This window comes from Petrimonas sulfuriphila (genome assembly GCA_038561985.1).
Lineage (GTDB): Bacteria > Bacteroidota > Bacteroidia > Bacteroidales > Dysgonomonadaceae > Petrimonas > Petrimonas sulfuriphila.
The window spans coordinates 1,038,172-1,062,626 of record CP073276.1 but is presented as its reverse complement, the minus strand read 5'-3'; the positions used below and the strand labels follow the sequence as shown (position 1 = coordinate 1,062,626).

General features: G+C 43.3%; 22 protein-coding genes. 21 read left to right on the top strand and 1 reads right to left on the bottom strand.

The window, feature by feature from the left end; all coding sequences use genetic code 11:
* Positions 1-33: 33 nt before the first annotated feature.
* On the bottom strand, positions 34-747 hold the full coding sequence (locus KCV26_04300) for a DUF5020 family protein (protein WZX37608.1): 714 nt from the start codon (positions 745-747) through the stop codon (positions 34-36).
* A 178-nt stretch (positions 748-925) separates the two neighbouring features.
* Here KCV26_04300 and cysS point away from each other — a divergent pair, with 178 nt between their 5' ends.
* The 21 genes from cysS (at position 926) to rplT (ending at position 24,307) form a co-directional block, all read left to right on the top strand.
* Positions 926-2,392: a cysteine--tRNA ligase gene (gene cysS / locus KCV26_04295; GenBank protein WZX38321.1), complete on the top strand. Its 1,467-nt coding sequence runs from the start codon at positions 926-928 to the stop codon at positions 2,390-2,392.
* 35 nt (positions 2,393-2,427) lie between these two features.
* Entirely contained in the window at positions 2,428-3,189 is a 762-nt protein-coding gene (locus tag KCV26_04290; protein ID WZX37607.1) for a YaaA family protein, read from the top strand.
* A 12-nt stretch (positions 3,190-3,201) separates the two neighbouring features.
* Positions 3,202-4,536 (top strand): sodium-dependent transporter, encoded by a 1,335-nt coding sequence (locus KCV26_04285; GenBank protein WZX37606.1) that lies wholly within the window; start codon positions 3,202-3,204, stop codon positions 4,534-4,536.
* A 222-nt stretch (positions 4,537-4,758) separates the two neighbouring features.
* Positions 4,759-4,950 carry an exo-alpha-sialidase gene (locus KCV26_04280; protein ID WZX37605.1) on the top strand — a complete coding sequence of 64 codons (192 nt, stop codon included), beginning with the start codon at positions 4,759-4,761 and terminating at the stop codon, positions 4,948-4,950.
* A 71-nt stretch (positions 4,951-5,021) separates the two neighbouring features.
* Positions 5,022-6,245: a 3-phosphoshikimate 1-carboxyvinyltransferase gene (locus tag KCV26_04275; protein WZX37604.1), complete on the top strand. Its 1,224-nt coding sequence runs from the start codon at positions 5,022-5,024 to the stop codon at positions 6,243-6,245.
* 74 nt (positions 6,246-6,319) lie between these two features.
* Entirely contained in the window at positions 6,320-6,766 is a 447-nt protein-coding gene (locus KCV26_04270) for a phospholipase (protein WZX37603.1), read from the top strand.
* Positions 6,767-6,774: 8 nt separating this feature from the next.
* On the top strand, positions 6,775-7,608 hold the full coding sequence (locus KCV26_04265) for a metal ABC transporter permease (protein ID WZX37602.1): 834 nt from the start codon (positions 6,775-6,777) through the stop codon (positions 7,606-7,608).
* A 476-nt stretch (positions 7,609-8,084) separates the two neighbouring features.
* Entirely contained in the window at positions 8,085-10,016 is a 1,932-nt protein-coding gene (locus KCV26_04260) for a hypothetical protein (GenBank protein ID WZX37601.1), read from the top strand.
* Between the two features lies 1 nt (position 10,017).
* Positions 10,018-10,923: an NADH-quinone oxidoreductase subunit H gene (locus tag KCV26_04255; GenBank protein WZX37600.1), complete on the top strand. Its 906-nt coding sequence runs from the start codon at positions 10,018-10,020 to the stop codon at positions 10,921-10,923.
* 11 nt (positions 10,924-10,934) lie between these two features.
* Entirely contained in the window at positions 10,935-11,564 is a 630-nt protein-coding gene (locus KCV26_04250) for a hypothetical protein (protein ID WZX37599.1), read from the top strand.
* A 5-nt stretch (positions 11,565-11,569) separates the two neighbouring features.
* Entirely contained in the window at positions 11,570-12,994 is a 1,425-nt protein-coding gene (locus KCV26_04245) for a hydrogenase 4 subunit F (protein ID WZX37598.1), read from the top strand.
* A 73-nt stretch (positions 12,995-13,067) separates the two neighbouring features.
* Positions 13,068-14,636 (top strand): NADH-quinone oxidoreductase subunit C, encoded by a 1,569-nt coding sequence (locus KCV26_04240; protein ID WZX37597.1) that lies wholly within the window; start codon positions 13,068-13,070, stop codon positions 14,634-14,636.
* Between the two features lie 16 nt (positions 14,637-14,652).
* The gene (locus tag KCV26_04235) at positions 14,653-15,402 is read left to right on the top strand and encodes an NADH:ubiquinone oxidoreductase (GenBank protein ID WZX37596.1); all 750 of its coding nucleotides are present in this window, start codon (positions 14,653-14,655) and stop codon (positions 15,400-15,402) included.
* Between the two features lie 147 nt (positions 15,403-15,549).
* Positions 15,550-16,401, top strand: coding sequence for a carbohydrate kinase (locus tag KCV26_04230; protein WZX37595.1), 852 nt, complete (start codon positions 15,550-15,552; stop codon positions 16,399-16,401).
* Complete coding sequence (locus tag KCV26_04225) at positions 16,337-19,153, top strand: tetratricopeptide repeat protein (GenBank protein ID WZX37594.1); 2,817 nt, start codon at positions 16,337-16,339, stop codon at positions 19,151-19,153. Before KCV26_04230 ends, KCV26_04225 begins: the two co-directional genes overlap by 65 nt.
* Positions 19,150-19,725, top strand: coding sequence for a non-canonical purine NTP diphosphatase (locus tag KCV26_04220; protein ID WZX37593.1), 576 nt, complete (start codon positions 19,150-19,152; stop codon positions 19,723-19,725). Before KCV26_04225 ends, KCV26_04220 begins: the two co-directional genes overlap by 4 nt.
* A gap of 40 nt (positions 19,726-19,765) precedes the next feature.
* On the top strand, positions 19,766-20,827 hold the full coding sequence (locus tag KCV26_04215) for an oxidoreductase (protein WZX37592.1): 1,062 nt from the start codon (positions 19,766-19,768) through the stop codon (positions 20,825-20,827).
* An 82-nt stretch (positions 20,828-20,909) separates the two neighbouring features.
* Entirely contained in the window at positions 20,910-22,862 is a 1,953-nt protein-coding gene (gene thrS, locus KCV26_04210) for a threonine--tRNA ligase (protein ID WZX37591.1), read from the top strand.
* 60 nt (positions 22,863-22,922) lie between these two features.
* Entirely contained in the window at positions 22,923-23,483 is a 561-nt protein-coding gene (infC, locus tag KCV26_04205; GenBank protein ID WZX37590.1) for a translation initiation factor IF-3, read from the top strand.
* 186 nt (positions 23,484-23,669) lie between these two features.
* Positions 23,670-23,867: a 50S ribosomal protein L35 gene (gene rpmI / locus KCV26_04200; GenBank protein ID WZX37589.1), complete on the top strand. Its 198-nt coding sequence runs from the start codon at positions 23,670-23,672 to the stop codon at positions 23,865-23,867.
* A 95-nt stretch (positions 23,868-23,962) separates the two neighbouring features.
* Positions 23,963-24,307, top strand: a complete 345-nt coding sequence (gene rplT, locus KCV26_04195; protein WZX37588.1) for a 50S ribosomal protein L20 — start codon at positions 23,963-23,965, stop codon at positions 24,305-24,307.
* Positions 24,308-24,455 lie beyond the last annotated feature (148 nt).

Below are 24,455 nucleotides of genomic sequence, written 5' to 3'. Positions count from 1 at the left end.
ATTCGCCTTTAGGCAATTACATAGGCGAAGCGATTAGAAGTTCCATTTGGTAGCTATAGTAGGTATGGCAGTGAATTTTTCGAGGCGAGCAAAGTTGTAACTCAATTCAATTTCGCTACCGATAGCAAAATTCGGTGTGAAGTTATACCATACCTGAGGCTCGCTTAAAAGAATCAATTTCTTGCCGCCTTCTCCGGTAGCCCGATTTTTGTTTTCAGTCCACAGATCCAGAAAACCGGCCAGCGATACTTTGCTGTTTGGAAATGCTGAATTCCACGTCAAGGTCCATTGTACGTCGTGACTGTTGGTTTCGAAAGCATTTAATTTGTAAGCTAAATAGGTTCCCATAAAGAAATTACCCAATTGAAACGGATATTGCATTCCTGCTAAATAAGAACTCGGAATGGAGAAACTGTAACCCGTGCCTCTTACCAAACCTAGCCCACCGTTGTATTCCAAATGCGGCATCAACGGGAAATCGCCTATCTTAAATGCACGTGCAATCTCTGCATACGCTAATCCCGGATTTCTTTTGTCAAAGTTAAAATCAAAATCCACGAACATGAATGTTGAACCCCAGGCATCGGGTTTAAACATCTCGAAGGTTGCCGTCAGGTAATTGATTGGGGCGTTAATATTATCGCCGTAGAGCGAGTGGCGCGGATCGAAGTGCAATTGTAGGTTTTGCGCATTCATCGAGGCAAAAGCCACCAATGATAAGGTAAACAGAAATAATTTTCGCAACATAAATAATTAAAATTTAAAGATTATTGAAAAGAAATGGCGAAAATAATAAAAAAATGTAAACCATTTAAGTGTTAATGCTACTTTTTTATCTTTTGTTTGATATCTTCTTCAGTTAATGGATAAATTTGTATTTTTGCTCTTCAATTCAAACTCAAGCTTAGCTATTATGCAGGAAAATATTTCGCAACCTCTGGTCATTTACAATACGCTCAGTCGCGCAAAGGAGCTTTTCGAGCCCATAAAGCCGCCTTTTGTGGGAATGTATGTTTGCGGACCTACGGTGTACAGCGATGTGCATTTGGGGAACTGCCGTACATTTATTTCTTTTGATCTTATTTACAGGTACTTGATTCATATCGGATACAAGGTGAGGTACGTGAGGAACATCACGGATGCGGGACATCTGGAAGGCGATAACGATGAGGGTGAAGATAAGTTTGCTAAAAAAGCGAAATTGGAACAACTGGAGCCGATGGAGATTGTACAAAAATACACCCTCGGTTTCCACGAGATATTGCGTATTTTCAATACGCTGCCTCCTAGCATTGAGCCCACGGCAACCGGACATATCGTGGAGCAAATAGAGATGATAAAAGAGATCCTTGCTGCAGGGTATGCCTACGAAACAGCGGGAACGGTTTATTTCGATGTGGAGAAATACAGCCGTAAATATTCGTACGGGATACTCACAAACCGTAAACTGGAAGATCTGCTCGAAGGAACGCGGGAACTAAGCGGGCAAGACGAAAAGAAAGGCAGGCTGGATTTTGCGCTCTGGATTAAGGCAAAACCCGAGACGTTGATGAAGTGGCCATCGCCGTGGGGTTGGGGATTTCCTGGCTGGCACATAGAGTGTTCTGCCATGGGCACCAAGTATTTGGGAACTACCTTTGACATCCACGGGGGAGGGATGGATTTGCAGGCAACGCACCATACCAATGAAATTGCCCAATCGCAGGCTTGTCATCATGCGGAACCGGTAAAATATTGGGTTCACACCAATATGTTGACAGTTAACGGCGCCCGAATGTCAAAAACAGCCGGGAACGGATTTTTGCCTAAAGAATTGTTTACGGGCGACCACCCCTTATTGGACAGGGGGTATTCACCAATGACCGTACGCTTTTTTATGGCGCAATCGCACTATCGCAGTACACTTGATTTTTCCAATGAAGCGCTGCAGGCTGCAGAAAAAGGCTACAAAAAACTGATGGAAAGCATCAAAAGAATATCAAAGATTGAGCCTGCAGCCCACTCATCGGTGAATATAGATGAGCTTCGCGCAAGTTGTTATTCAGCCATGAACGACGACTTCAACAGTCCTGTACTTATTGCGCAGCTGTTTGAGGCTGTCAGGGTCATCAATTCGGCAGTAGATAAAACGGAAACCCTCACGAGGGACGACATCGGCAAGTTGAACGCTTTGATGCAAACCTTTGTCTTTGATGTTCTTGGATTGACGGACGAGAGCGAAGCGAATGCCGGGGGCGATGTAATCAATGGCTTGATGGATCTGATACTTGATATTCGCAAATCGGCCCGTGAAAACAAGGATTGGGTTACCTCCGATAAGATTCGCGATCAATTGAAAGCCGCAGGTGTGGAAATAAAAGATACGAAGGACGGCGTGGAATGGCGGATTTGAGGCTTGGCATTTGACTGATCGAAAATCTAAAGAATATGCAAATCGTTATGTCTCCCGCCAAGCGGATGAATTTTAATGCGCAGGAAGAAAATATAAAAACGACCCCTCCGGTCTTCTCCCGAAAAACCGGAGAAGTGTTGGAAGTGTGCAGAAAACTTTCGGAAACCGATATCGCTGAGAAAATGAAGGTGAACCGCGAAATTGCTCAGCAAGTGTATGGATATTTTCAATCGTTCAACTCCAGGACAATTCCGCTTCGGGCAGCCGCGCTGGCTTATGACGGTATTGCTTACAAAGGGTTAAACGCGCATGATTTCAATAAGGGAGAGGTCCTGTTTGCCCAGAAACACCTGAGCATCCTCTCTGGACTTTACGGCGCTCTGAAACCTTTCGACCGGATAAAGCCTTACCGGTTGGAATTTGCCCGGAAAATCCAACCCAAGGGGTATAAGGATTTATACGAATTTTGGCAAAACGAAGTAAACCAATACCTTTCCGGAAAATTGGCAAAAGACGAGAAGGTAATCATCAATGTAGCTTCCAAAGAATATTCAAGCGTTTTATCTAAAAAGCTTTTACCTGAAAAAACGCGGATCGTTGAGATAAGCTTCCTTCAGCAGGAAGGCAATGACCTTAAGCAAATAGTGGTTCACAGTAAAAAGGCTCGTGGGTTGATGGCCCGGTTTATCATCAAGAACCGGCTGAATGTTGCTGAGGATGTAAAAGCTTTCGGTTACGAGGACTATTTCTACTATCCGCAACTTTCCTCTGAAAACAAATGGGTGTTTGTCAGATAAAAAAATAACTGTATGAACGAAAAAAGGTCCACGTTCGGATCAAAATTGGGTATGGTGGCAGCGGCAGCGGGTTCCGCGGTTGGGTTGGGAAATATTTGGCGCTTCCCGAGTGAAACGGCCGACGGGGGCGGTGCCATTTTTATCATCGTCTACATAGCGTGCATCCTGTTTTTCGGAATCCCGCTGATGGTGGCAGAGTTTTTAATCGGACGTTCATCAAGAGCCAATGCTGCAGGCGCTTTTCACAAACTGGCGCCGAACACCCCGTGGAAATGGGTGGGGCGGCTCGGAGTGCTTACCGGATTTGTCATTCTGGGGTTCTATATGGTGGTCTGTGGCTGGACTGTGGATTATTTTATTCAATCCGTTACAGGAAGTTTGAAAGAGGTGAGCGATTTTTCAGCCAATTTTAACACGTTGCTCGCCAACCGTCCCAAACAGGTCGGCTTAATGGCCTTTTTTGTCCTTCTTACGGCGTATTTTATTTTTTCAGGGGTACAAAAAGGAATTGAACGGTCGGCAAAAATCATGATGCCGGTTTTGTTTCTGTTGCTAATCGTCCTTGTTGTCAGGGCACTTTCGCTCGAAGGGGCAAGGGGGGGCATCGATTTTCTTTTTAAGCCGGATTTTCAAGAGGTAAAATCCACTGTTTTCCTCGATGCCATGGGACAGGCATTTTTCTCGCTGTCCCTGGGAATGGGATGCATGATGACTTATGCTTCCTATTTCAAGGACAATACGAATTTAACAAAAACAGCAGTACAGGTATCCCTGCTCGATTCTACAGTGGCACTTCTTGCCGGAATGGTCATTTTCCCGTCGGCTTTTGCGTTGACCACAAATCCCGATACCATCGTTTCGGAACTGGTGGCAGGCGGTCCCGGATTGCTCTTTATTACCGTTCCCGGGCTTTTCAATCAAATGGAAGGATCGATGATCTGGTCGGCCATGTTTTTCCTCCTTTTGGCGATTGCCGCGCTTACCTCCACCATTTCGCTGATGGAGGTTGTTACAATTTATATCCAGGAAGAGCACAAGGTAAGCCGGAAAAAAGGCCTTTTTTTTGTGTTAATCGGAGTCTTGCTCCTGGGCACTCTTTCTGCCCTTTCCCCACAGTCCTTTAATATATTGGATATGGCTTCGGCAAAAATAATGCTCCCCGTGGGTGGATTGTTTATTTCTCTTTTTGCAGGATGGTATCTCGACAAGAAAATTGTTCAGGTGGAACTGACCAACGATGGAAAAATAAAATTTGGTATCTCCTTCCTGAAAACATACAGCTTCATTCTTAAATTTCTGGCGCCAGTTGCCATCTTGTTGATATTTTTATACGGATTAATCGGATAGCAATGAAGCGAGTAGCCAGTGGTTCTCACGCAGCGAGAATCGATTTTGGTGTTTGCCGAAGCCCGGAAGAACGGTTGTTCCGACACAGGCAATATAGACTTGGTGATACGGCGTTCTACTGACGGCGGCGCGTTTTTGTGATCCACTCCGATACTGACGGATTGAGCTTGTCTGCTCCCGGCCCGGCTTTTTTCCAATCCACGTTCGACCGTGAGGGAGAAGATGACCGTACAAATTAGTCGTGATGGTGGGGTATCGTGGCAACCCAACGTATTGGTTTATGATGGACCCTCCGCATACTCGGACATGACGGTTTTCCGTAACGGAGATGTTGGAATCGTTTACGAAAACGGGTTGGAGAATCCTTACGAAAAGATTACTTTTCTGAGAATGAAAAGAAAACGGTTTAAATAATCCTAAAGACAACCCATTGCTTTGGGACTCCGTAATTTATTATTATTTTTGCATCAAAATAGCGGCACAGCATGCAATACAAAATATATCCGCCCGAAAAGTTAAAAACAACCATCGAACTTCCGGCATCCAAGAGCATCAGCAACCGGGTTCTCATCCTGAATGCGCTTAGCTTGAATACCAACCCGGTGGAGAATCTTTCGGATTGCGAGGATACACAGGTTATTATCGATGCTTTCAACTCCGATTCAAATGTGTTTGACGTGAAAGGTGCAGGAACGGCCATGCGGTTTCTGACGGCTTTCCTGGCCGGAATGGACGGAGAGTGGATTGTTCAGGGCTCAAAACGAATGCACGAACGTCCCATTTATCCGTTGGTGGATACATTGAAGGCAATAGGAGCAGATATTGAATACCTGAAAAATGAAGGTTGTCCTCCGTTGAAAATTCGGGGAAAAAGGTTACAGGGTGGAGAGGTTTATGTCTCCGGTAGCGTCAGCTCGCAGTTTATTTCTGCGCTAATGATGGTGGCTCCCACTATGGAGAATGGATTGATCATCAATATCCGGGACGAAATTATATCGAAGCCTTATATCAGTCTGACCGCTAAACTGATGGAAGAATATGGTATTCACCTTAAATGGGAGGGGAACAGAATAAAGATCAAGCCGCAGTCTTATAAACCCGTTAGTTTTAAGGTAGAGTCGGATTGGTCGGCCGCCTCTTACTGGTACGAAATGGTAGCGCTTTGCCCTGATGCCGAGATTACCCTGCTCGGATTGAAAGAAAACAGCTATCAGGGAGATGCCAACCTGGTAAGCCTTTTTAAGGATCTGGGCGTTTCAACGGAGTTTGTTTCAAACGGTGTGGTTATCCGAAAAGCAGGAAAGCCCATCAAAAAGTTTTTCCATAATTTTATCTATGAACCGGACTTAGCGCAAACTTTTGCCGCAACCTGTTGTTTTCTGCATGTGCCGTTTATTTTTTCGGGTGTTCAAAGTTTGCGTATCAAAGAAACGGACCGTATTGAAGCGCTGAAAACGGAATTGAAAAAACTGGGATTTGTCTTGCGTGAAACCGACAGCGAGATGCTGGAATGGGACGGTGAACGTTGCTTTGTTGAAGAGAACGCGGTTATGGACACGTACGACGATCACCGGATGGCGATGTCGTTGTCATCGGCAGCTATTCTGTTTAAGTCATTAACAATGAATGATCCGCATGTTGTCAGCAAGTCGTACCCGAACTTCTGGGACGACCTCAGAAAAGCAGGGTTCCGTATCGAAGAGGTTTGACATACCGATTGACTGATAACTCTATACTTTTTTGTCTGTCTGTTTTGGTTATAAAATTCTTTAATCTTTAAAAAATGACAAGTTTATATATATTACTCGGAATTATCGTGTTCTTTCTCATGGCGTTGTATATTTCCAATACAATACAACGCAAAAAGGGGAACACACAGGAACGTAAAACGCCTCTCCCGTCGATAGACGTAAGGACAAAACAGGAAAAAGAAAGCGGATGTTGCGGTATGCATGAGGTTTGCGAGAAAGACAGCCTTATCGCTGCTTTCCGGGAGGAACCCGAATATTTTGATGATGAAGAGCTCGACCGTTTTCATTTTCGGGAATCCGGTAGTTATTCCGATAAGGAGGTGGAGGAGTTTCGCGAAGTATTCTACACTATTGTGGATGAAGAGAAGCCGCGATGGGTACGCAGCCTGCAGCTACGCGGAATCGCTGTCCCCGATCAGATAAAAGACGAAATTGTGCTTGTTGTCAGCGATTTACGCGAAGCAAAAATGCATGCTTGACCCCACCCATGGATATCATTGAATTACTGGATTATGCTTTTTTTCGGAATGCATTGCTGGGAAGTTTTTTTGCAAGCATTGCGTGTGGTATTATAGGCACCTATGTGGTTACGCGCCGGTTGGTTTTTATCAGCGGGGGAATCACGCATGCTTCGTTTGGCGGACTGGGTATAGGTTTTTATTTCGGACTGAATCCCATCTTTTCGGCGATGATATTCTCGGTGTTTTCTGCATTCGGTATTCAATGGTTATCGCGAAAACAAGGTGTTCGGGAAGATTCTGCCATCGCTGTTTTCTGGTCGTTGGGAATGGCGGTAGGAATTATGCTTACATTTCTCACGTCGGGATATGCTCCCAACTTATCTGAATATCTTTTTGGAAATATCCTCACCATTACCCGAACAGATATTGTTTCTCTCGCCATACTTACTTCTGTCCTTTTTCTGTTTTTCGCAGTCAATTACCATGCCATTGTATCGGTATCATTCGATACGCAATTTGCCCAGACCCGGAGGGTTAATACCCGGTTTATAGAATACGCGATGATGCTTTTTGTTGCCGTCACCATTGTTCTAAGCATTCGGTTGGTCGGCATCGTGCTGTTGATGTCGCTCATTACTGTTCCCCAGATGACAGCCAATCTTTTTACTGTGAATTATTCCCGGATCATTTACCTTTCCGTAGGAGTCAGTTTTGTTGCCTGCGTTGTAGGATTGTTATTGTCATATTACCTGAATGTGCCGTCGGGAGCGTTTATCATTTTCGTTTTGATCGTGATGTTTTTTGCGGGAAAAATAGTGAAAATATGGAATCCCGGTTCAAGTAAGCAATCTTCAGCTTAAAAACAAGCAATTTTATTTTTTCTGGTATTTCTTTTGTCTAAACCATTTATTTTTTATAATATGACTTTAAAAAACTTATTGCTAGCTCAACTATTCTTGCATTTATTTTGTATAATCATCGATGTGTAATTTTTTCTGTGTGCCAACCGAATAATGTACATGTTAATTTTACTGTGGAATTCGAACAAGCGTGTACTTCGATAATAATGATTGGCCTTCTGTACACAATCGCTTCTTATGGATTTGCTTTTAATCGAAAGGGGTTACTTTTCAAAAAATGACAATATATGGGGTGTCCTATAATGATTTTATGCAGTATCCGCGTATTTAATAGAATAGATGTATAGTTGTTAGGGATACTTTTCAATGGATAAATGGAAAAATTCTTAGTAGAGTTGTTAAATCTAATTGCGATAGGTGCAATTTTATGTTTTCCTCTTTTTAAAACAAAAGGAAAGGGTATACTTGCCGTTAGTGTGATAACAATACAGGTGATTATTGCATCTGTGGTAGCAATTTCTGTATTTAACAATGGATTGATTGAATTTTATTATCGCGGTTCATGGGTTACGGGAGAGATACCGGTAAGGATTGATTATTTATCGGCTTGGTTTGTGCTGATAATCAGTTTTACTTTCGCAACAGGAGCCTGGTATGGTATCAGGTACATGATGGCTTATAAGAGTCAGTCAGGTAATTTAGCCTCTCATGCTGCTGCTTACTTGCTGGCATATACTGCATTGGTTGATATCTGCCTGGTTCAGAACGGCCTTGTGTTTCTTATTTTGTGGGAGGTTATGGCGCTGAGTTCTTTCGTTCTGGTAATTTTTGAACATTATAAGATCAGGACCTTGAAGGCTGGAATTAATTTCCTGATACAATCACATGTTTCTATTTTGTTTCTAACCATTGCCATTATGATGGTAAAGGTTAATACAGGTACTTTTGATTTCGCTGCTATCTCTTCTTCAACCTATACCCAACCGGCTGCTATTGCTGTTGGATTATTTATTTTTTTCTTTTGTGGATTTGCTATCAAAGCGGGGTTTGTGCCGTTTCACACCTGGTTGCCCCTAGCACATCCGGCTGCTCCTGCACATGTTTCAGGTGTAATGTCGGGAGTAATTATCAAGATTGGTATATACGGGATACTGAGGATGGTATTGTTAATAAAATGTGACATGGTTTTTATAGGCTATTTTATTTTGTTCATCTCAGTCATGACAGGTGTATATGGAGTGATGTTAGCTATAGTGCAGCATAACCTGAAACGGTTGCTGGCCTATCACAGTATTGAGAATATCGGGATTATTGGTATAGGTATAGGGTTGGGTTGCCTGGGTATTGGATACAATAATCCGCTATTAGTAGCCAGTGGGTTCGGAGGTGGATTATTGCATGTACTCAATCATTCGTTATTTAAGTCCTTGTTGTTTTACGTTTCAGGTAATGTATACCAGGCGACTCACAATCTGGAAATAGATACCTTGGGTGGGCTTATCCGAAAGATGCCGCACTCTGGATATTTATTTTTAATTGCTTCATTGGCAATATGTGGATTACCCCCTTTTAATGGATTTGTATCCGAGTTTTTTATTTATAATGGCCTGTTCAATGGGTTGATATCCAATAATTTTTTGTTTATACTTTTTATACTTTTTGCGATTTTGGGGTTGGTGTTGATCGGTGGCTTGGCATTGATTTGCTTTACAAAAGCATTTGGAGTAGTGTTCCTTGGCAATCCGCGTTCATCAAAGCCTTTAGCTCCGGTTAATGAAAGTCTCATTAAAGCCGCACCGCTATATCTTATTGCCTTGTTTATACTTATTATTGGCGTATTTCCTGTTTTGTTTGGACCCATGCTTATTAAAACAGTGTACTTATTCCTCCCGGAGTCAGGAACTCAGGCGACATTTGAATTAAGCAATACGTTACAGAGCCTGACCGCGATAGGATGGTACTCGTTAGGTTTTATTGGGTTAACCGCGTTGCTTTATTTTATAAGGAAACTGGTTACCGCAAAACGCAGCCAGGCTTCTGACGTTACCTGGGGGTGTGGTTATACCGGAAGTGCTGAAAAAACACAGTACACCGCTTCTTCATTTGTCAGAACCTATCGTAAACTCGCAGAGCCTGTTTTGATGATTAAAAGAAAGAAGAACGAAGCTGCCGGGTTGTATCCGGACAGAATAAGCCAGGCAACACACCCATATGATAAAATAGAATATTGGTTAATTGATAAACCGTTGTTGTTTATAAGGAGTTTCCTGAAACGTTTTACATTTCTGCAAAACGGCCATATTCAGGCATATATTTTATACGGCTTTGTTTTTGTAGGACTCACAATCTTGTTACCTGTGATCGTAGAAAAGATCATTGAACTGGTAAATTTCTTAAATCAATTATAGGATGGTAAGTGTCATTTTAATCATATTCGCCAGTATCTTTTTTGTTGGGATAGTAACCCGAACAAAGAGCATAGCTTCAGGACGCAAGGGCCCAGGTATTATGCAGAATATGAAAGATATAATTAGACTATTGAAAAAGGGAAGTGTCTATAGCAAAACAACCAGCTTTATATTTCAGATCGCTCCAACTGTTTACTTGGCCTCTGTATTGATGGCTATATTAATGCTGCCGCATGGTGTTCATCCGGGTGTTATTTCTTTTAGCGGTGACTTTGTGATGTTCGCTTATCTGTTGGCGTTAGGTAAATTTCTGATCATAGTTTCGGCTCTTGATACGGGAAGTAGCTTTGAAGGAATGGGGGCAAGCCGTGAAGCACTGTTCGCCATGCTTGCGGAGCCTGCGTTCTTTATATTAATGGGTTCTTTTGCTTTATTTACAGGCCATACATCATTCAGTAGCATCTTTAATGCACTTGATTTTGGTTCATATATCTCTTATATGTTAGGGGGATTGGCCACATTTGTGCTGGTAATGATTGCTATGATTGAAAATAGCAGAATGCCTTTTGATGACCCTAAGACTCACCTGGAGCTGACGATGATACATGAGGTGATGGTGCTTGATAATAGCGGATTTGACCTGGGTGTAATTACTTTTACTACTAATTTAAAATTTGCTATGTATGGTGCCATTATCTCAAATTTCTTTATTGGAGCCTTGCCATTGATTCTTTCTATTCCATTATTTATGCTGATTCAGTTTTGTTTCGCCGTGACAGTGGGTGTTATTGAATCTTTTATTGCACGATATAGGATGAGCCATAATCCTGAATTTATTTTTATACTGACCTCATTATCCTTATTGATATTTTTCGGGGTATTGCTGATCCTTGGTAAATTTATGTAAACCGATTGATTATGACAGATATATTATTAATTGCATTGGCCATGACACTGCTCTACATGAGTATTGCTGATCGGTTACAGACCTATCTGTATATACTGGTTTTGCAGGGTTTGATCCTTTTTGGAACTACTTACCTGACTCTTACCGATGTAAGTACCTTAAACCTTCTGTTGGTTTTGCTTGAAACCATTGTTTTTAAAGCCATTGCCGTACCCTGGTTTATGAATTACCTGATTAAACGTAATAAAATTACCCGCGTAACAGAACCCTATCTTCCTAATTTTGTGTCATTAATTATTGTTACGCTGATTATTGTATCAACAATTATTCTCTCGGGTTCAATAGAGGATAAGAATCTTGATAAAACATTCTTTGTTGTGGCATTATCAACCCTATTCACGGGTCTGTATTTAGTTGTCTCCAGGAAAAAGATTATCTCACATGTTGTAGGATACCTTGTTATTGAAAACGGGGTTTTTGTTCTTTCTCTGGCTATTGGAAATGAGATGCCTATGTTGCTAAATCTTGGAATTATGCTTGATATTTTTGCAAGTGTACTTATACTGGGAGTTTTCTTCAATAAAATTGGAGACGTAATCCGTGATCCGGATGTAAACCTGTTGACTAACTTAAAAGATTAAAAACAATGACAGGTATTTTTTTATCCGGAGCTGTATTGGTAAGTATCGGTTTAATCCTTAACAGGAATGCAGTAGTCAATTATTTATTGGTTGTTGGTTATCTGGCATTACTTATAACGACAACAGTCTACGAGTATATTAATCAGGGAATAACCCAATTGGTTTATTTTACTTCTGATTCGTTGGGTCTATTAATGCTGATAGCTATGACTATTGTCAGCATCCCTGCTTTTTATTATGGATATCGTTTTATAGCAACCCGTAATGATGCTCCTCATGCAAGAGGGCTATTCTTTGCTGCCATGGTGATGCTGATTACATCATGTTGCATGGCATATCTATCAAACCACATTGCTGTTACCTGGATATTTGTGGAAATTACTACGCTGAGCGCTTCGGTGCTGATTTATCATAACCGGAGTATGCGTGCGCTTGAGGGAGTATGGAAATATGTATTCCTTTGCGCCATCAGTATCACATTTATCTATATTGGTATTTTGTTTTTGAGTTTGTCCCTCAAATCGGCAGGTGTTGGGGAGATGTCATTTAAAGTACTGTATGAGAATCATCACAACCTGAATGTTTTCTGGCTTAAGCTTGCATTCCTCTTTATCTTCACGGGATTTACAGCAAAGATGGGGCTTGTGCCTATGTACACGGCAGGCATTGATGCAAAAGACAAAGCTCCGGCGCCTGCAGGGGCTTTGTTGGCAAGTGTATTGATGAATGTTGGCTTTGTTGGCATATATCGCGTTTATGCTATAGTAGCCCATACCCCGTTGAAAGGATGGGCAAATTCTGTTATCATTATTGTAGGCTTGCTTTCGGTTTTTGTGGCAGCTGTTTACATGACCCGAATAAAAAATATAAAGCGTTTATTTGCTTATTCCGGTATTGAACACATGGGATTGGTTGTGCTGGGGCTGGCAGCAGGAGGGGTAGGCGTGTACGCTGCAATTTTACATATTATATTGCATACTTTTATTAAACCTACACTGTTTTTTCAGTTTAACCAGATATACACCATTTACCAAAGCAAGAGTGTTTATGATTTGGGAAATTATTTCAGGTATTATAAAACCGGAGCATTTGTAGTACTTTTAGGATTCCTTTCCGCTACTGCAATGCCTCCGTCAGGGCTGTTTGTTAGCGAGTTTATGATTTTTCAGTCACTGTTTCAATCGCATTATGTGGTTTTACTGGTTGTTGTATTGCTACTCCTTACATTGATAATCTGGGGTTTTGGTGTAAATATATTTAAACTTTTATTTACTCCTACTGGACAAATTAACGAGGACAAGTTGCCTTACATCAGCCCATGGGAGTCTTTACCGCAGTTTGTTTTGTTAGCGCTGTCGGTTTATCTGGCCTATAATCCTCCGGCTGAATTTGTTGTTTTAATTCAGGAATCGGTAAAACTAGTTCAGTAATCATGATTAAATTTATGAATGATTTAAGTTTCGGGTACATCCACTCAATGAGCAGATAACTGAATATAAAATTATGAAATATATTTCCATATCCAACAATCAGGCTGTCAGCCTTGATTCTATTCCGGAACTTCCTTATGAGGAGTTCCTGGAAAGTAATGTCGGTATGTTGACTGATTCTCCTGAAAGACATTGCGTAAATTATTTTGGTTTCTGGACGGGAGTTTATTCATCTGGTGGGCCGGTTGAAGATCAGTATGATGAAAATAAAAATAGAAAAGAATACAGCGAAAATGTTAAGCTGATATGTTGTATCGCTGACGACAAGACACACCAGATTTACGTATCATCAGCTACGGTTGCCCCTGAAGTTGTTTATGAGTCATTCACAGCCAGAAATCATAACTTCGAGAAGTATGAGAGGGAAATGCATGAAGCCTTCGGGATTCAATACAACAATCATCCGTGGCTCAAACCGGTCAGGTATTCACACGATAGAGCCGGTAAGGCTGAAACAATTGAGAACTACCCCTTCTTTGGCGCAGACAGCCATGAGCTTCATGAGGTAGGGGTTGGGCCCATACATGCAGGCATCATTGAACCGGGGCATTTCCGCTTTATATGTAATGGTGAACAGATTATGCATCTTGAAATCCAACTTGGATACCAGCACAGGGGGATAGAACAATTGTTCCTGCAAAAAAAGAAATTGGCTGAACTGACCACCCTGGCAGAGAATATTGCCGGTGATACCACAGTAGGCCATACTATTGCGTTTGTGAATTTATGGGAGAGTTTGTGTGGTTATAGACCCGGCCGCTCGCTTCATTTCTCGAGAACACTCGCATTGGAATTGGAGCGGATTGCTATTCATACCGGTGATATGTCCGCTGTTTGTGCTGATATCGGTTATCAACTTGGAAACTCCGTATATGGCAGATTACGCACACCAATTATTAATTTCCTGCAGGAGTGGGGAGGCAATCGTTTAGCAAAAGGATTGATACGCGCTGGGAGGACAAATTTTCCGTTTTCCCGGAAATTGGGTGCGAGATTAGCTTCAATACTGGATGAATTTGAGCTGGACTTTAATGAGATGACGAGTAAATTCTTTAAACTGCCATCAGCCTTGTCACGTCTCGAGAAAACAGGAGTTGTAACTTATGGACAGGTTCTTGAGATCGGGACTGTGGGCATGGCTGCACGAATGAGTGGTTTGAACAGAGATATCCGTTCCTCACACCCTTTTAACCTGTTTGGAGAGGGATTTACCCACGAACCGGTAATCAAACACCACGGTGATGTTTATGCCCGTGTCAGGCTCAGAAGAGACGAGATACACCAGTCAATCGGCTATATCAGAAAGATGATAGCTGATATCCCCGAGTTCACAGAGGTAGCCGGTGTTAAGTTGAACCCGCAAAGGAATATGTTCATCCTTTCGCTGGTTGAGGGGTGGCGGGGCGAAATTTGTCACTGTGCCATTACGGATAATGAGGGGAGCCTTGGGCTGTATAAGATTAAGGACCCTTCTTTTCACAACTGGATGGCATTGGCCCAGGCTGTCAGGAATAATGGGATATCAGATTTTCCGATTTGTAATAAGAGCTTCAATTTGTCGTATTGCGGACATGATCTGTAAGTTAAACCGGTAAATTATGTTTGAAAATATAAAAATATGGTGGCATCAGGGAAAACAGTATATTCCCGACGTTACGAATGCTAAATTACCCGGGATATTCAGGGGAAGGCCAGTTATAACAAGATCTGGGGTTGATGAGGCTGCCCTGGTAGAGTTGTGTCCTACCGGAGCGATTACCGGAAATCCGGTTTGTATTGATTTGGGTAAATGTACTTTTTGTGGCGAATGTGCTTTCAGGTTTCCCGAAAAGATATCTTTCACCAGTGACTATAAGCTGTCTGCAAACGTTAGAGAACGCCTGGTTGTTAAAGAAGGGGACGATAAAGGTATTGTGGTTGAACCTTCAAAAGTGAGAAAAGGGGTGCGCTCTTTATTTGGACAATCACTAAAACTAAGGCAGGTGTCGGCGGGAGGAGACAATAGTTGTGAGTTGGAGCTGAATGCGTGCAATAATGTGCAGTTTGATATGAGCCGGTTTGGTATTGACTTTGTTGCATCACCCCGTCATGCCGACGGAGTGGTGATTACCGGGCCAATTACTGCAAACATGGCCGGTCCACTGGAAATCTGCTACAACGCTGTTCCTGATCCAAAAATTGTTATTCTTGTGGGTACTGATGCCATTAGTGGAGGGATTTTTGCTGACAGCCCGGCTCTTGACAGGGATTTTCTGACAAAATATCCTGTCGATCTTTACGTGCCCGGCAATCCAGCCCATCCGCTGACGTTTATTAACGGTGTCCTGGATATGTTGAAGAAGCAATAGAATGTTTGTTTGTCAATGAAGAAGAGAGACCATTGATGAAAGATGGAATACTAAACGCTGCTTCGATACTTTTTTGTATTTTTGGAAAGTAAAAATTGCATCAGTGAGTTGAATCTTCGTTTGGGAATAACTTGACAAACAGAAAATATGATTAATAAACCCATTATTATCGGTATAGGAGAGCTCCTGTGGGACATGCTTCCCACAGGAAAGAAAGTAGGGGGCGCACCCGTAAACTTTGCGTACCACGCTTCCCGCCTGGGTGCGGCAGGTTATGCGGTCAGCGCGGTGGGAAAGGATGCGCTGGGTGATGAAATCATACAGGAAATCGATAAGGTTAATATCAACCCTGTCATTGAAAGGGTTAACTATCCGACAGGAACTGTAGGGGTTGAACTCAACGAGGGTATTCCTGCCTATACGATCAACGAAGGTGTCGCATGGGATTATATTCCTCTCACCGAAGCGATGAAACAATTGGCCAAACGTGCCGACGCCGTGTGTTTCGGGACATTGGCCCAGCGGTCGGAAGTATCTCGCAACACCATACAAGCATTGCTTTCCTGCGTCCCTGTAGATTCTTACCGCATTCTTGATATTAACATCCGCCAGCATTATTATTCGGAGAAGGTCATTACGGATTCGTTGAGAAGTTCTAACGTGTTTAAAATGAACGATGAAGAACTGATTTTATTGAAAAAGTTGTTTAAAAAACAGCCATTTACAGATGAAGAGGTTTGTCTTTGGTTTTTAAAAGAGTTTAATCTTAAGTTTTTAATCCTTACCGCCGGAGCCAACTACAGCATCATTTACACGCCAGAAGGCCTATCATACATAAAGACGCCGGTAGTAAACGTGGTAGATACCGTAGGGGCTGGCGATTCGTTTACCGGTGCGTTTATATCGTCCATACTTGATGGAAAATCAGCTTCAGATGCTCATCAGACCGCTGTGGATAGAGCTGCCTATGTGTGTTCTCAGGCAGGGGCATGGGTGTAAAATGTTATTCCCTATTCTCAATATGCACGCATATTTAAAACATATTGCAGCAGGAATGTTTATCGTTCTCCTGTGTACCGGATGTTCCTCCAAAAGGAATACGCCCGCTACACGTGCCTGGCATGAGCTTACCACACGGTACAATATCTATTTTAATGCGGAAGAAGCATACAACGAGGCCTTAAAATCAATCACTGAAAGTCATATTGACAATTATCAGACATGGTTACCCATGTATCCCAATAGTGCTGATCCCAATGATACTGTGGTTAAGCAACCGGGGGGCCCTTTCGACAGGGTAGTCGAAAAAATGACGACAGCTATCCAGGAGCATTCCATCACGGCAAAACCGCGACGTGACCCCGCCCAACCCAACACGCAGGAATACCGTGACTGGCTTCGGCAAAACGAATTCAACCCGTTCATCGACCGGGCATGGCTCCTGATGGGAAAGGCGCACGTGCAGAACAAGGATTATACCGAAGCAATTTCCGTACTGTCTTATACGGTACGGCTTTTTGCCTATGATATTGATGTGGTTTCCGAAGCGCAAATCTGGATGATGCGGGCTTATACAGAAATGGGATGGTTTTCGGATGCCGAAGGCCTTGCGTTGACGTTGCAAGTGCGAAGATTACCCAAGGATCTGCACGATAAATTCACGGAGTTTTATGCTTTTCTATTGATTCGCCAAGAAAAATACCGCGATGCCCTTCCGTTTCTTATACAAACCGTCAAGAGCGAAAAAAGCGGAATCCAGAAAAGACGCCTGCAGTTTTTGCTCGGACAGGTTTATGCGCATCTGGGCGAACGCGAAAATGCGTACAACGCTTTTGAACAAATAAAAAAATTAAGTACACCTTACGATGAAGTATTTAACGCCCTCGTAGCACAGTCGCAAGTAGCCACTGGAGACGGAGAGATTATAGGTGAGTTGCAGAAGATGGCCGAAAACAAGAAAAACAGTACTTACCTCGATCGGATCTATGCGGCTATTGGAGACGTTTACTTGTCGCGAAACAATGTCGAAAAAGCCATTGAGAACTACCTGCTTGCGGAGGAAAAAAGTGTAAGAAACGGTGTTGAAAAAGCGTTGACGCAAGTGGCACTGGGTGATATTTACTTTGAACGTAAAGATTTTTTGAAAGCGGGATCGCGGTATTCCCAGGCATTGGGTGCTTTACCCCGGAGTAGCGGAAATTATGCGCGGGTGGAGTTTCGGACGGATGTGCTGGGTGAATTAGTTCCGCATATGGAGGTGCTTGCAAGGCAGGACAGTTTGCGGCAACTGGCAGTCCAGCCGGATGAGTCCGATAAGATTATTGAAGGAGAGTTGTTTCGTATCGGAAGTATTGCGAAAGACAGGTTGGGGGATTTTGAGTTTGCCGTTGAGGTTTACAACCGCCACTTAACGGATTTTCCGGAAAGCATCCGGCGAAAAGAGGTTTATCACCAGCTTTACCAGCTTTACCTGAGAATGGGAAACCGGGCAATGGCTAAAAGCTTAAGGGACAAAATAATTTCTGAATTTCCCCAAAGTGAATATGCTGCGGCCATGAGTGACCCGGATTACGAACATGTCGTGCGTAACTATGCCCGGGTTCAGGATTCGCTTTACCAACAGACGTATCTGGCATACCGGCAAGGCCAGGTGGAAACGGTTCAGGGAAATTTCAAGCGGGCACAAAAGCTGTTCTTCAACGGACACCTGATGCCGAAATTTATGTTGCTGAACGCTTTATCGTTGGCACAATCGGGTAATCCGGAACAGTTGAATACTGCTTTAAGCGAGCTCATTCAAAAACATCCAGGTACCGAAGAAACGAAAATGGCTCAACAAATCCTGGCGGGTCTTTCGGAAGGGAAAACGCTAGTTGCAAATGTACAACCCTTTTCGGGAATCGATTGGGAAAGCCACATTGTGGCAGGTAATGCCGCAGATTCCGTTTGTTTTGAAAAGGAGAAAAACCTCCCCCACAGTTTATTGCTTCTGTTCTCACCAAACTCGCTCCGTAAAAATGAGTTGCTCTTTGCCGTTTCCGATTTCAATTTCTCCAATTTCCAGATCCGGTCTTTCCACACGGATTATACCTATGTCTTTCCGTACGAGGCGCTTCAGATTAAACCGTTCCGTTCGTTTGAAGAGGCCGGCCGATACGCCAGCATGCTTGCAGGAGATTCCATTTTTCGGCAAAATATCACCACCGGTATTGTTCCGTTAGTTATTTCCGATAAAAACCTGGAAATTCTTCGGGACGGAGAACCGTTGGAAAATTATATATCTTTCGTTACTAATGAGTTAAGTGATGGCCTGTCTGACTCTATTCCGCTTATTGTTTCGGTGAAAATACCGCAGACGATTACGGAAACAGAAAAAAACGTACCTTTGGAACCTGAAAAAACCGGTAAACCAGATATTGCTTCAAAGAAGCCAACACCTAAACAATCCGAACGGCTGACTGATGAGCAACGCCTGGAAGAATTGGAAAGAAAGGCGGAAGAAGCGCTTCGGCAAACCGGTGACGTTTTCTCGAAAAGAGACAGGGAGAGGATATTGAAAGAGCGTGAGGAAGCTCGTAAAGAGTGGATAAAACAACGTGAACGGGATTTGAAACAAAGGGAAAAAGTCCGAAAAGAAATTCTGAAGCAACGCGAGCGTGAGCGCAAGCAAAAATTGAAAGAGCAGGAGCGGTTGCGCAAAGAAAAATTAAAAGAGCGCGAACGTATCGTGCAACAAAGAAACGAAAAATGAAAATTGTATTCGCCACCAACAACAAGCACAAACTCCATGAGATCCGAAAGATAACCGCTGGCAGCATGGAGATTTTAAGTCTGTCGGAAATCAACTGTCACGAAGAAATCCCTGAGACAGGAGCGACCCTCGAAGAGAATGCATTGATGAAGGCGCAGTTTATAAAGGATAAGTTTGGCTTCGATTGCTTTGCCGATGATACCGGACTGGAAGTGGATGCATTGGACGGAGCGCCCGGTGTTTATTCGTCGCGATATGCCGGCGAAGCTTGTGACCCGCAGGATAATATGGATAAAATCTTGCGTGTGTTGCAGGGAGAAAGAAACAGAAATGCCCGGTTCAGAACTGTTATTGCCCTGTTGTTGAATGGGGAGAGGCATTTCTTCGAAGGCGAAATAAAAGGTCAGATTATAGAAGAAAAACGCGGGACAGCCGGGTTTGGGTATGATCCGGTCTTTCTCCCGGACGGTTACAAACAAACATTTGCAGAGCTGGGAGATGACGAAAAAAACAAAATCAGCCACAGGGCTATAGCTACCCGCAAACTGGTGGAGTTTCTTTTGTCGAATTAATTAATTACCTTTGAATAACCAACGACTTAAACTGACAAACATGACAACTATCATTCGCACAGGCATTATCGGATACGGACTATCCGGAAGAGTTTTCCACGCACCGTTTGTAGATGTAGTGGACGGTTACGAACTCACCAAAATCAGTACACGTAAGCCCGACAGTATCAGTATGATCAACAAGAGGTATCCATCAACGGTTATTGTTCCTGATGGGCAGGATATTATCGATGATCCCGATATCGATTTGGCTATCGTGACATCGCCCAATACCGACCATTTCCGTTGGGCAAAGGCGGCTTTGCTTGTGGGTAAGCATGTCCTGGTGGAAAAGCCGTTTACCGTGACGGTCGCCGAAGCCGACGAATTAATCGAGTTGGCGAAAAAACAGGGCAAGGTGCTAACCGTCTATCACAATCGCCGTTTTACCAGCGACACCAAAACGGTAAGGAAATTGCTCGACAGCGGATTACTGGGTGAAGTGCGCGATTACGCGTCACACTTCGACCGTTATCGCCCGGAGCCCCGTCCTTTCGGAGCTTGGAGGGAAAAACCACTTCCCGGGTCGGGAATTTTTTACGACTTGGGTGCGCACCTTATCGATCAGGCTCTTTGGTTTTTCGGGATGCCCGAGGCAGTTACTGCTGAAATAAATTCGCAACGCCCCTGGGCAAAAGCCGATGATCATTTTGACGTGAGGTTGCATTATCCTGCTTTTACCGCTACGTTGAAATCGGGGATGCTTTGTAAAATTCCGGGGCCGACATACATGATCCACGGGACGAACGGTTCGTTTGTGAAATACGGATTGGATGTGCAGGAGGCAACCCTCGACGGGGGAGCTATTCCCGAAGGAAAAAACTGGGGGCGCGAACCTGAGGAAATCTGGGGTACGGTGAATGCGGAATACAAAGGCATTAAAATTCAGGGAAAACTAGAAAGTGAGCACGGTGATTACCGGGAGTATTTCATGAATCTTCGCGATGCTATTTGGGGAAAAGCAGCGATTGCCGTAAAACCCGAGGAGGCCCGCAACGTAATGAGGATTATTGAGTTGTCATTTCGAAGCAGTGAGGAAAGGCGAACGATAAGCGTAAAATAAAAAAAAATAAGTACGCTATAATCCACAAAATCATTACATTTGCAGTTCGAAAAAAAAATTGGAAGAAAACGATATACACGCTATGATAAAAATTACATTTCCCGATAATTCGGTTCGGGAATACGAAGAAGGAATTACAGGATTACAAATTGCAGAGAGTATTAGTTCACGACTGGCCCAAGAAGTCCTGGCGGCAAGCGTAAACGGTGAAACGTGGGATCTAACCCGACCCATCAGTGAAGATGCTGCCATTCAATTGCTCAAGTGGGAGGATACCGAAGGTAAACATGCTTATTGGCACTCGTCGGCGCACTTGATGGCAGAAGCGCTGCAGGCACTTTATCCAGGCATTAAATTCGGCATCGGGCCGGCCATCGAAAACGGATTTTATTACGATGTTGATCCGGGAGAGGGCGTATCCATTAAAGAATCTGATTTTCCCGCTATCGAAAAGAAAATGATGGAACTTATCGCGGCCAAGGAAGAGATCAGGCGAAAAAATATATCGAAAGCTGATGCCATTAAAATGTTCTCCGACCGCAATGAGAACTACAAAGTGGAACTTATCAGTGAACTGGAAGACGGAACCATAACCACATATACTCAGGGGGATTTTACCGATTTATGTCGTGGCCCGCATTTACCCAATACCTCGTACATAAAGTCAGTAAAAGTGTTGAGCGTAGCAGGAGCATATTGGCGTGGCGATGAAAAGCGCCCGCAACTGACGCGTCTGTACGGAATCACTTTCCCGAAAAAAAAGATGCTGGACGAGTATCTTGAGATGATTGAAGAGGCTAAAAAACGTGATCACCGTAAAATCGGAAAAGAACTTGAACTTTTCACCTTCTCTCAAGTTGTCGGAGCTGGACTGCCGTTATGGCTTCCCAAAGGAACTCAACTCCGGTTGAAACTGGAAGAATTTCTAAAAAAAATTCAACAACAATTCGAATACGAACAGGTTATCACGCCTCATATCGGGGGAAAACAGCTCTACGTGACATCGGGGCACTATGCCAAATACGGTAAGGATTCGTTTCAACCCATTCGTACCCCCGAAGAAGATGAGGAGTTTCTGCTAAAACCGATGAACTGTCCGCATCACTGTGAGATATACAAGGCTTTCCCGCGTTCTTACAAAGATTTACCGCTTCGCCTTGCTGAATTCGGCACGGTGTATCGCTACGAGCAAAGCGGTGAATTACACGGGCTCACACGGGTTCGAGGCTTTACACAGGATGACGCGCACATTTTCTGTATGCCCGAACAGGTAAAAGACGAATTCCTGAAAGTGATGGACATTATTTTCATTATCTTCAAGGCGTTGGATTTCAAGGATTTTGAAGCTCAGATCTCCTTGCGGGATCCCGAAAACAAAGAAAAATATATTGGCACAGACGAGAATTGGGATAAAGCGGAACGCGCTATCCTGGAAGCTTGTGAAGAAAAAGGAATGAAAGCGCGGGTGGAGCTCGGAGAGGCTGCCTTCTATGGGCCAAAACTCGATTTTATGGTGAAAGATGCCCTTGGCCGGCGCTGGCAATTAGGAACCATTCAGGTGGATTATAACCTGCCAGACAGGTTTGAACTGGAATATACCGGAGCGGATAACCAGAAACATCGCCCGGTAATGATTCACCGTGCGCCGTTTGGTTCCATGGAGCGTTTTGTGGCTGTACTTATTGAGCATACTGCCGGAAAGTTCCCACTGTGGTTGACGCCGACTCAAGTGGTAATCCTTCCTGTGAGCGAGAAATTTAACGATTACGCCTATTCTGTCGCTCGAACATTAAAGATGCAGGATATCCGTGCTGAAGTGGATGACCGGAATGAAAAAGTGGGCAGGAAAATCCGGGACAACGAGCTTAGACGCACCCCATATCTATTGATTGTGGGTGAGAAAGAGGCAGAAAATGAAGAAGTTTCGGTAAGAAAACAAGGCGGAATTGATCAAGGTTCAGAAAAATTAACTACTTTTGCACACAGAATAAAACAGGAGGTGGATGAAATGATGAATCCACAGGTAAATATTTAATTCGTTTTCGACAATCTAAAAAGTACTAACATTTATAAAGAAAGGAATAATACTATCCGAATGAGGAATAACTTTAGAGACACAAAAGATCAACATCGGATCAACGAACGTATCCGTGTGCCCGAAGTCCGCCTTGTAGGCGATAATGTAGAACAGGGGATATACCCCACCAGAGAAGCCTTGCGGATTGCCGAAGAGAAAGAATTGGATCTTGTGGAAATTTCGCCAACTGCCGTTCCGCCTGTTTGCCGAATAACTGATTATCAGAAATTTCTGTACCAACAAAAGAAAAAACAAAAAGAGCAAAAAGCAAAAGCGGTTAAAATCGTGGTCAAGGAGATTCGTTTCGGCCCACAGACCGATGATCACGATTACAACTTTAAACTGAAACACGCCAAAAGTTTCCTCGAAGAAGGAGCTAAAGTGAAGGCTTACGTATTTTTTAAAGGACGCTCCATTCTGTTCAAGGAGCAGGGAGAAGTGTTGCTGCTTCGTTTTGCTAACGATCTGGAGGACTATGCCCGTGTAGAACAGCTACCGGTGCTCGAAGGAAAACGCATGATAATAATGCTGACACCCAAGAAGCAGGGATCTGCTAAAAAAGAACAACCTTCGGAATAAAAGTATAAAAAAAGAAAAGTCGCATCGATTTTTCAAAAACATGTTGTATCTTTGCACACTTTTTGATGAAAAAGGCTGAGGAAGCCTCAACATAAACATCAACCGGCGATATTGCGAGACCCCTTGGGGAAGAGCAATATCGGGTTGATTATCTAAACTAAATAATTTACAAAAAACAAGAGCAAAATGCCAAAAATGAAGACTAATTCCGGTGCCAAAAAGAGGTTCGCCCTTACCGGAACAGGAAAAATCAAGAGAAAGCATGCGTACAAAAGTCACATCTTAACGAAAAAGACCAAAAAGCAAAAGAGAAATCTTACGCAGACTGGACTTGTTCACAAAGTAGATGAGAACAGCGTAAAACACTTATTGGGATTGAAATAAGCCCGAAGCTTTCCAACTTAACGATTTATTAACCGGATGTATGCACCAAAGATTCCCTCCCGGGGGAACGCTGACATTCAAAAACAAGTAACATTATGCCAAGATCAGTCAATCATGTTGCATCACGCAACCGCAGAAAAAAAGTTCTGAAATTAACAAGAGGGTATATCGGCGCACGCAAAAATGTGTGGACCGTAGCCAAGAACACGTGGGAAAAGGGGTTGACCTATGCCTATCGTGACCGTAAGAATAAAAAGCGTAACTTCCGCGCACTTTGGATTCAACGTATCAATGCCGCCGCACGTCAGTATGGCATGTCCTATTCCCGTCTGATGGGAGCATTGCACAAAAATGAAATAGATATCAACCGTAAAGTGCTCGCCGATTTGGCGATGAATCATCCCGAAGCGTTCAAGGCCATCGTGGATAAGGTGAAATAAAAACTCTCTGAGGTAACATAACAAAAGGGGAAAGGCCGGCCGGTTTTTCCCCTTTTATTATTATTTGTCGCCTGTCTTAAGAAGTTTGGGCAGATTTCTCCAATGAGAAATAAAATTTCAGGGTGAAAAGGGAAAGAGGTGCTTTTTT

Excerpts from the sequence above, each read along its gene's own strand:
- KCV26_04270 (WZX37603.1), top strand. The coding sequence starts at position 6,320 with ATGACAAGTTTATATATATTACTCGGAATTATCGTGTTCTTTCTCATG.
- KCV26_04250 (WZX37599.1), top strand. The coding sequence starts at position 10,935 with ATGACAGATATATTATTAATTGCATTGGCCATGACACTGCTCTACATG.
- KCV26_04280 (WZX37605.1), top strand. The coding sequence starts at position 4,759 with ATGACCGTACAAATTAGTCGTGATGGTGGGGTATCGTGGCAACCCAAC.
- KCV26_04245 (WZX37598.1), top strand. The coding sequence starts at position 11,570 with ATGACAGGTATTTTTTTATCCGGAGCTGTATTGGTAAGTATCGGTTTA.
- KCV26_04215 (WZX37592.1), top strand. The coding sequence starts at position 19,766 with ATGACAACTATCATTCGCACAGGCATTATCGGATACGGACTATCCGGA.
- rplT (WZX37588.1), top strand. The coding sequence starts at position 23,963 with ATGCCAAGATCAGTCAATCATGTTGCATCACGCAACCGCAGAAAAAAA.
- KCV26_04240 (WZX37597.1), top strand. The coding sequence starts at position 13,068 with ATGAAATATATTTCCATATCCAACAATCAGGCTGTCAGCCTTGATTCT.
- KCV26_04220 (WZX37593.1), top strand. The coding sequence starts at position 19,150 with ATGAAAATTGTATTCGCCACCAACAACAAGCACAAACTCCATGAGATC.
- thrS (WZX37591.1), top strand. The coding sequence starts at position 20,910 with ATGATAAAAATTACATTTCCCGATAATTCGGTTCGGGAATACGAAGAA.
- KCV26_04300 (WZX37608.1), bottom strand. The coding sequence starts at position 747 with ATGTTGCGAAAATTATTTCTGTTTACCTTATCATTGGTGGCTTTTGCC.
- KCV26_04275 (WZX37604.1), top strand. The coding sequence starts at position 5,022 with ATGCAATACAAAATATATCCGCCCGAAAAGTTAAAAACAACCATCGAA.
- rpmI (WZX37589.1), top strand. The coding sequence starts at position 23,670 with ATGCCAAAAATGAAGACTAATTCCGGTGCCAAAAAGAGGTTCGCCCTT.
- KCV26_04225 (WZX37594.1), top strand. The coding sequence starts at position 16,337 with ATGCTCATCAGACCGCTGTGGATAGAGCTGCCTATGTGTGTTCTCAGG.
- KCV26_04285 (WZX37606.1), top strand. The coding sequence starts at position 3,202 with ATGAACGAAAAAAGGTCCACGTTCGGATCAAAATTGGGTATGGTGGCA.
- KCV26_04235 (WZX37596.1), top strand. The coding sequence starts at position 14,653 with ATGTTTGAAAATATAAAAATATGGTGGCATCAGGGAAAACAGTATATT.
- KCV26_04265 (WZX37602.1), top strand. The coding sequence starts at position 6,775 with ATGGATATCATTGAATTACTGGATTATGCTTTTTTTCGGAATGCATTG.
- KCV26_04290 (WZX37607.1), top strand. The coding sequence starts at position 2,428 with ATGCAAATCGTTATGTCTCCCGCCAAGCGGATGAATTTTAATGCGCAG.
- infC (WZX37590.1), top strand. The coding sequence starts at position 22,923 with ATGAGGAATAACTTTAGAGACACAAAAGATCAACATCGGATCAACGAA.
- KCV26_04230 (WZX37595.1), top strand. The coding sequence starts at position 15,550 with ATGATTAATAAACCCATTATTATCGGTATAGGAGAGCTCCTGTGGGAC.
- KCV26_04255 (WZX37600.1), top strand. The coding sequence starts at position 10,018 with ATGGTAAGTGTCATTTTAATCATATTCGCCAGTATCTTTTTTGTTGGG.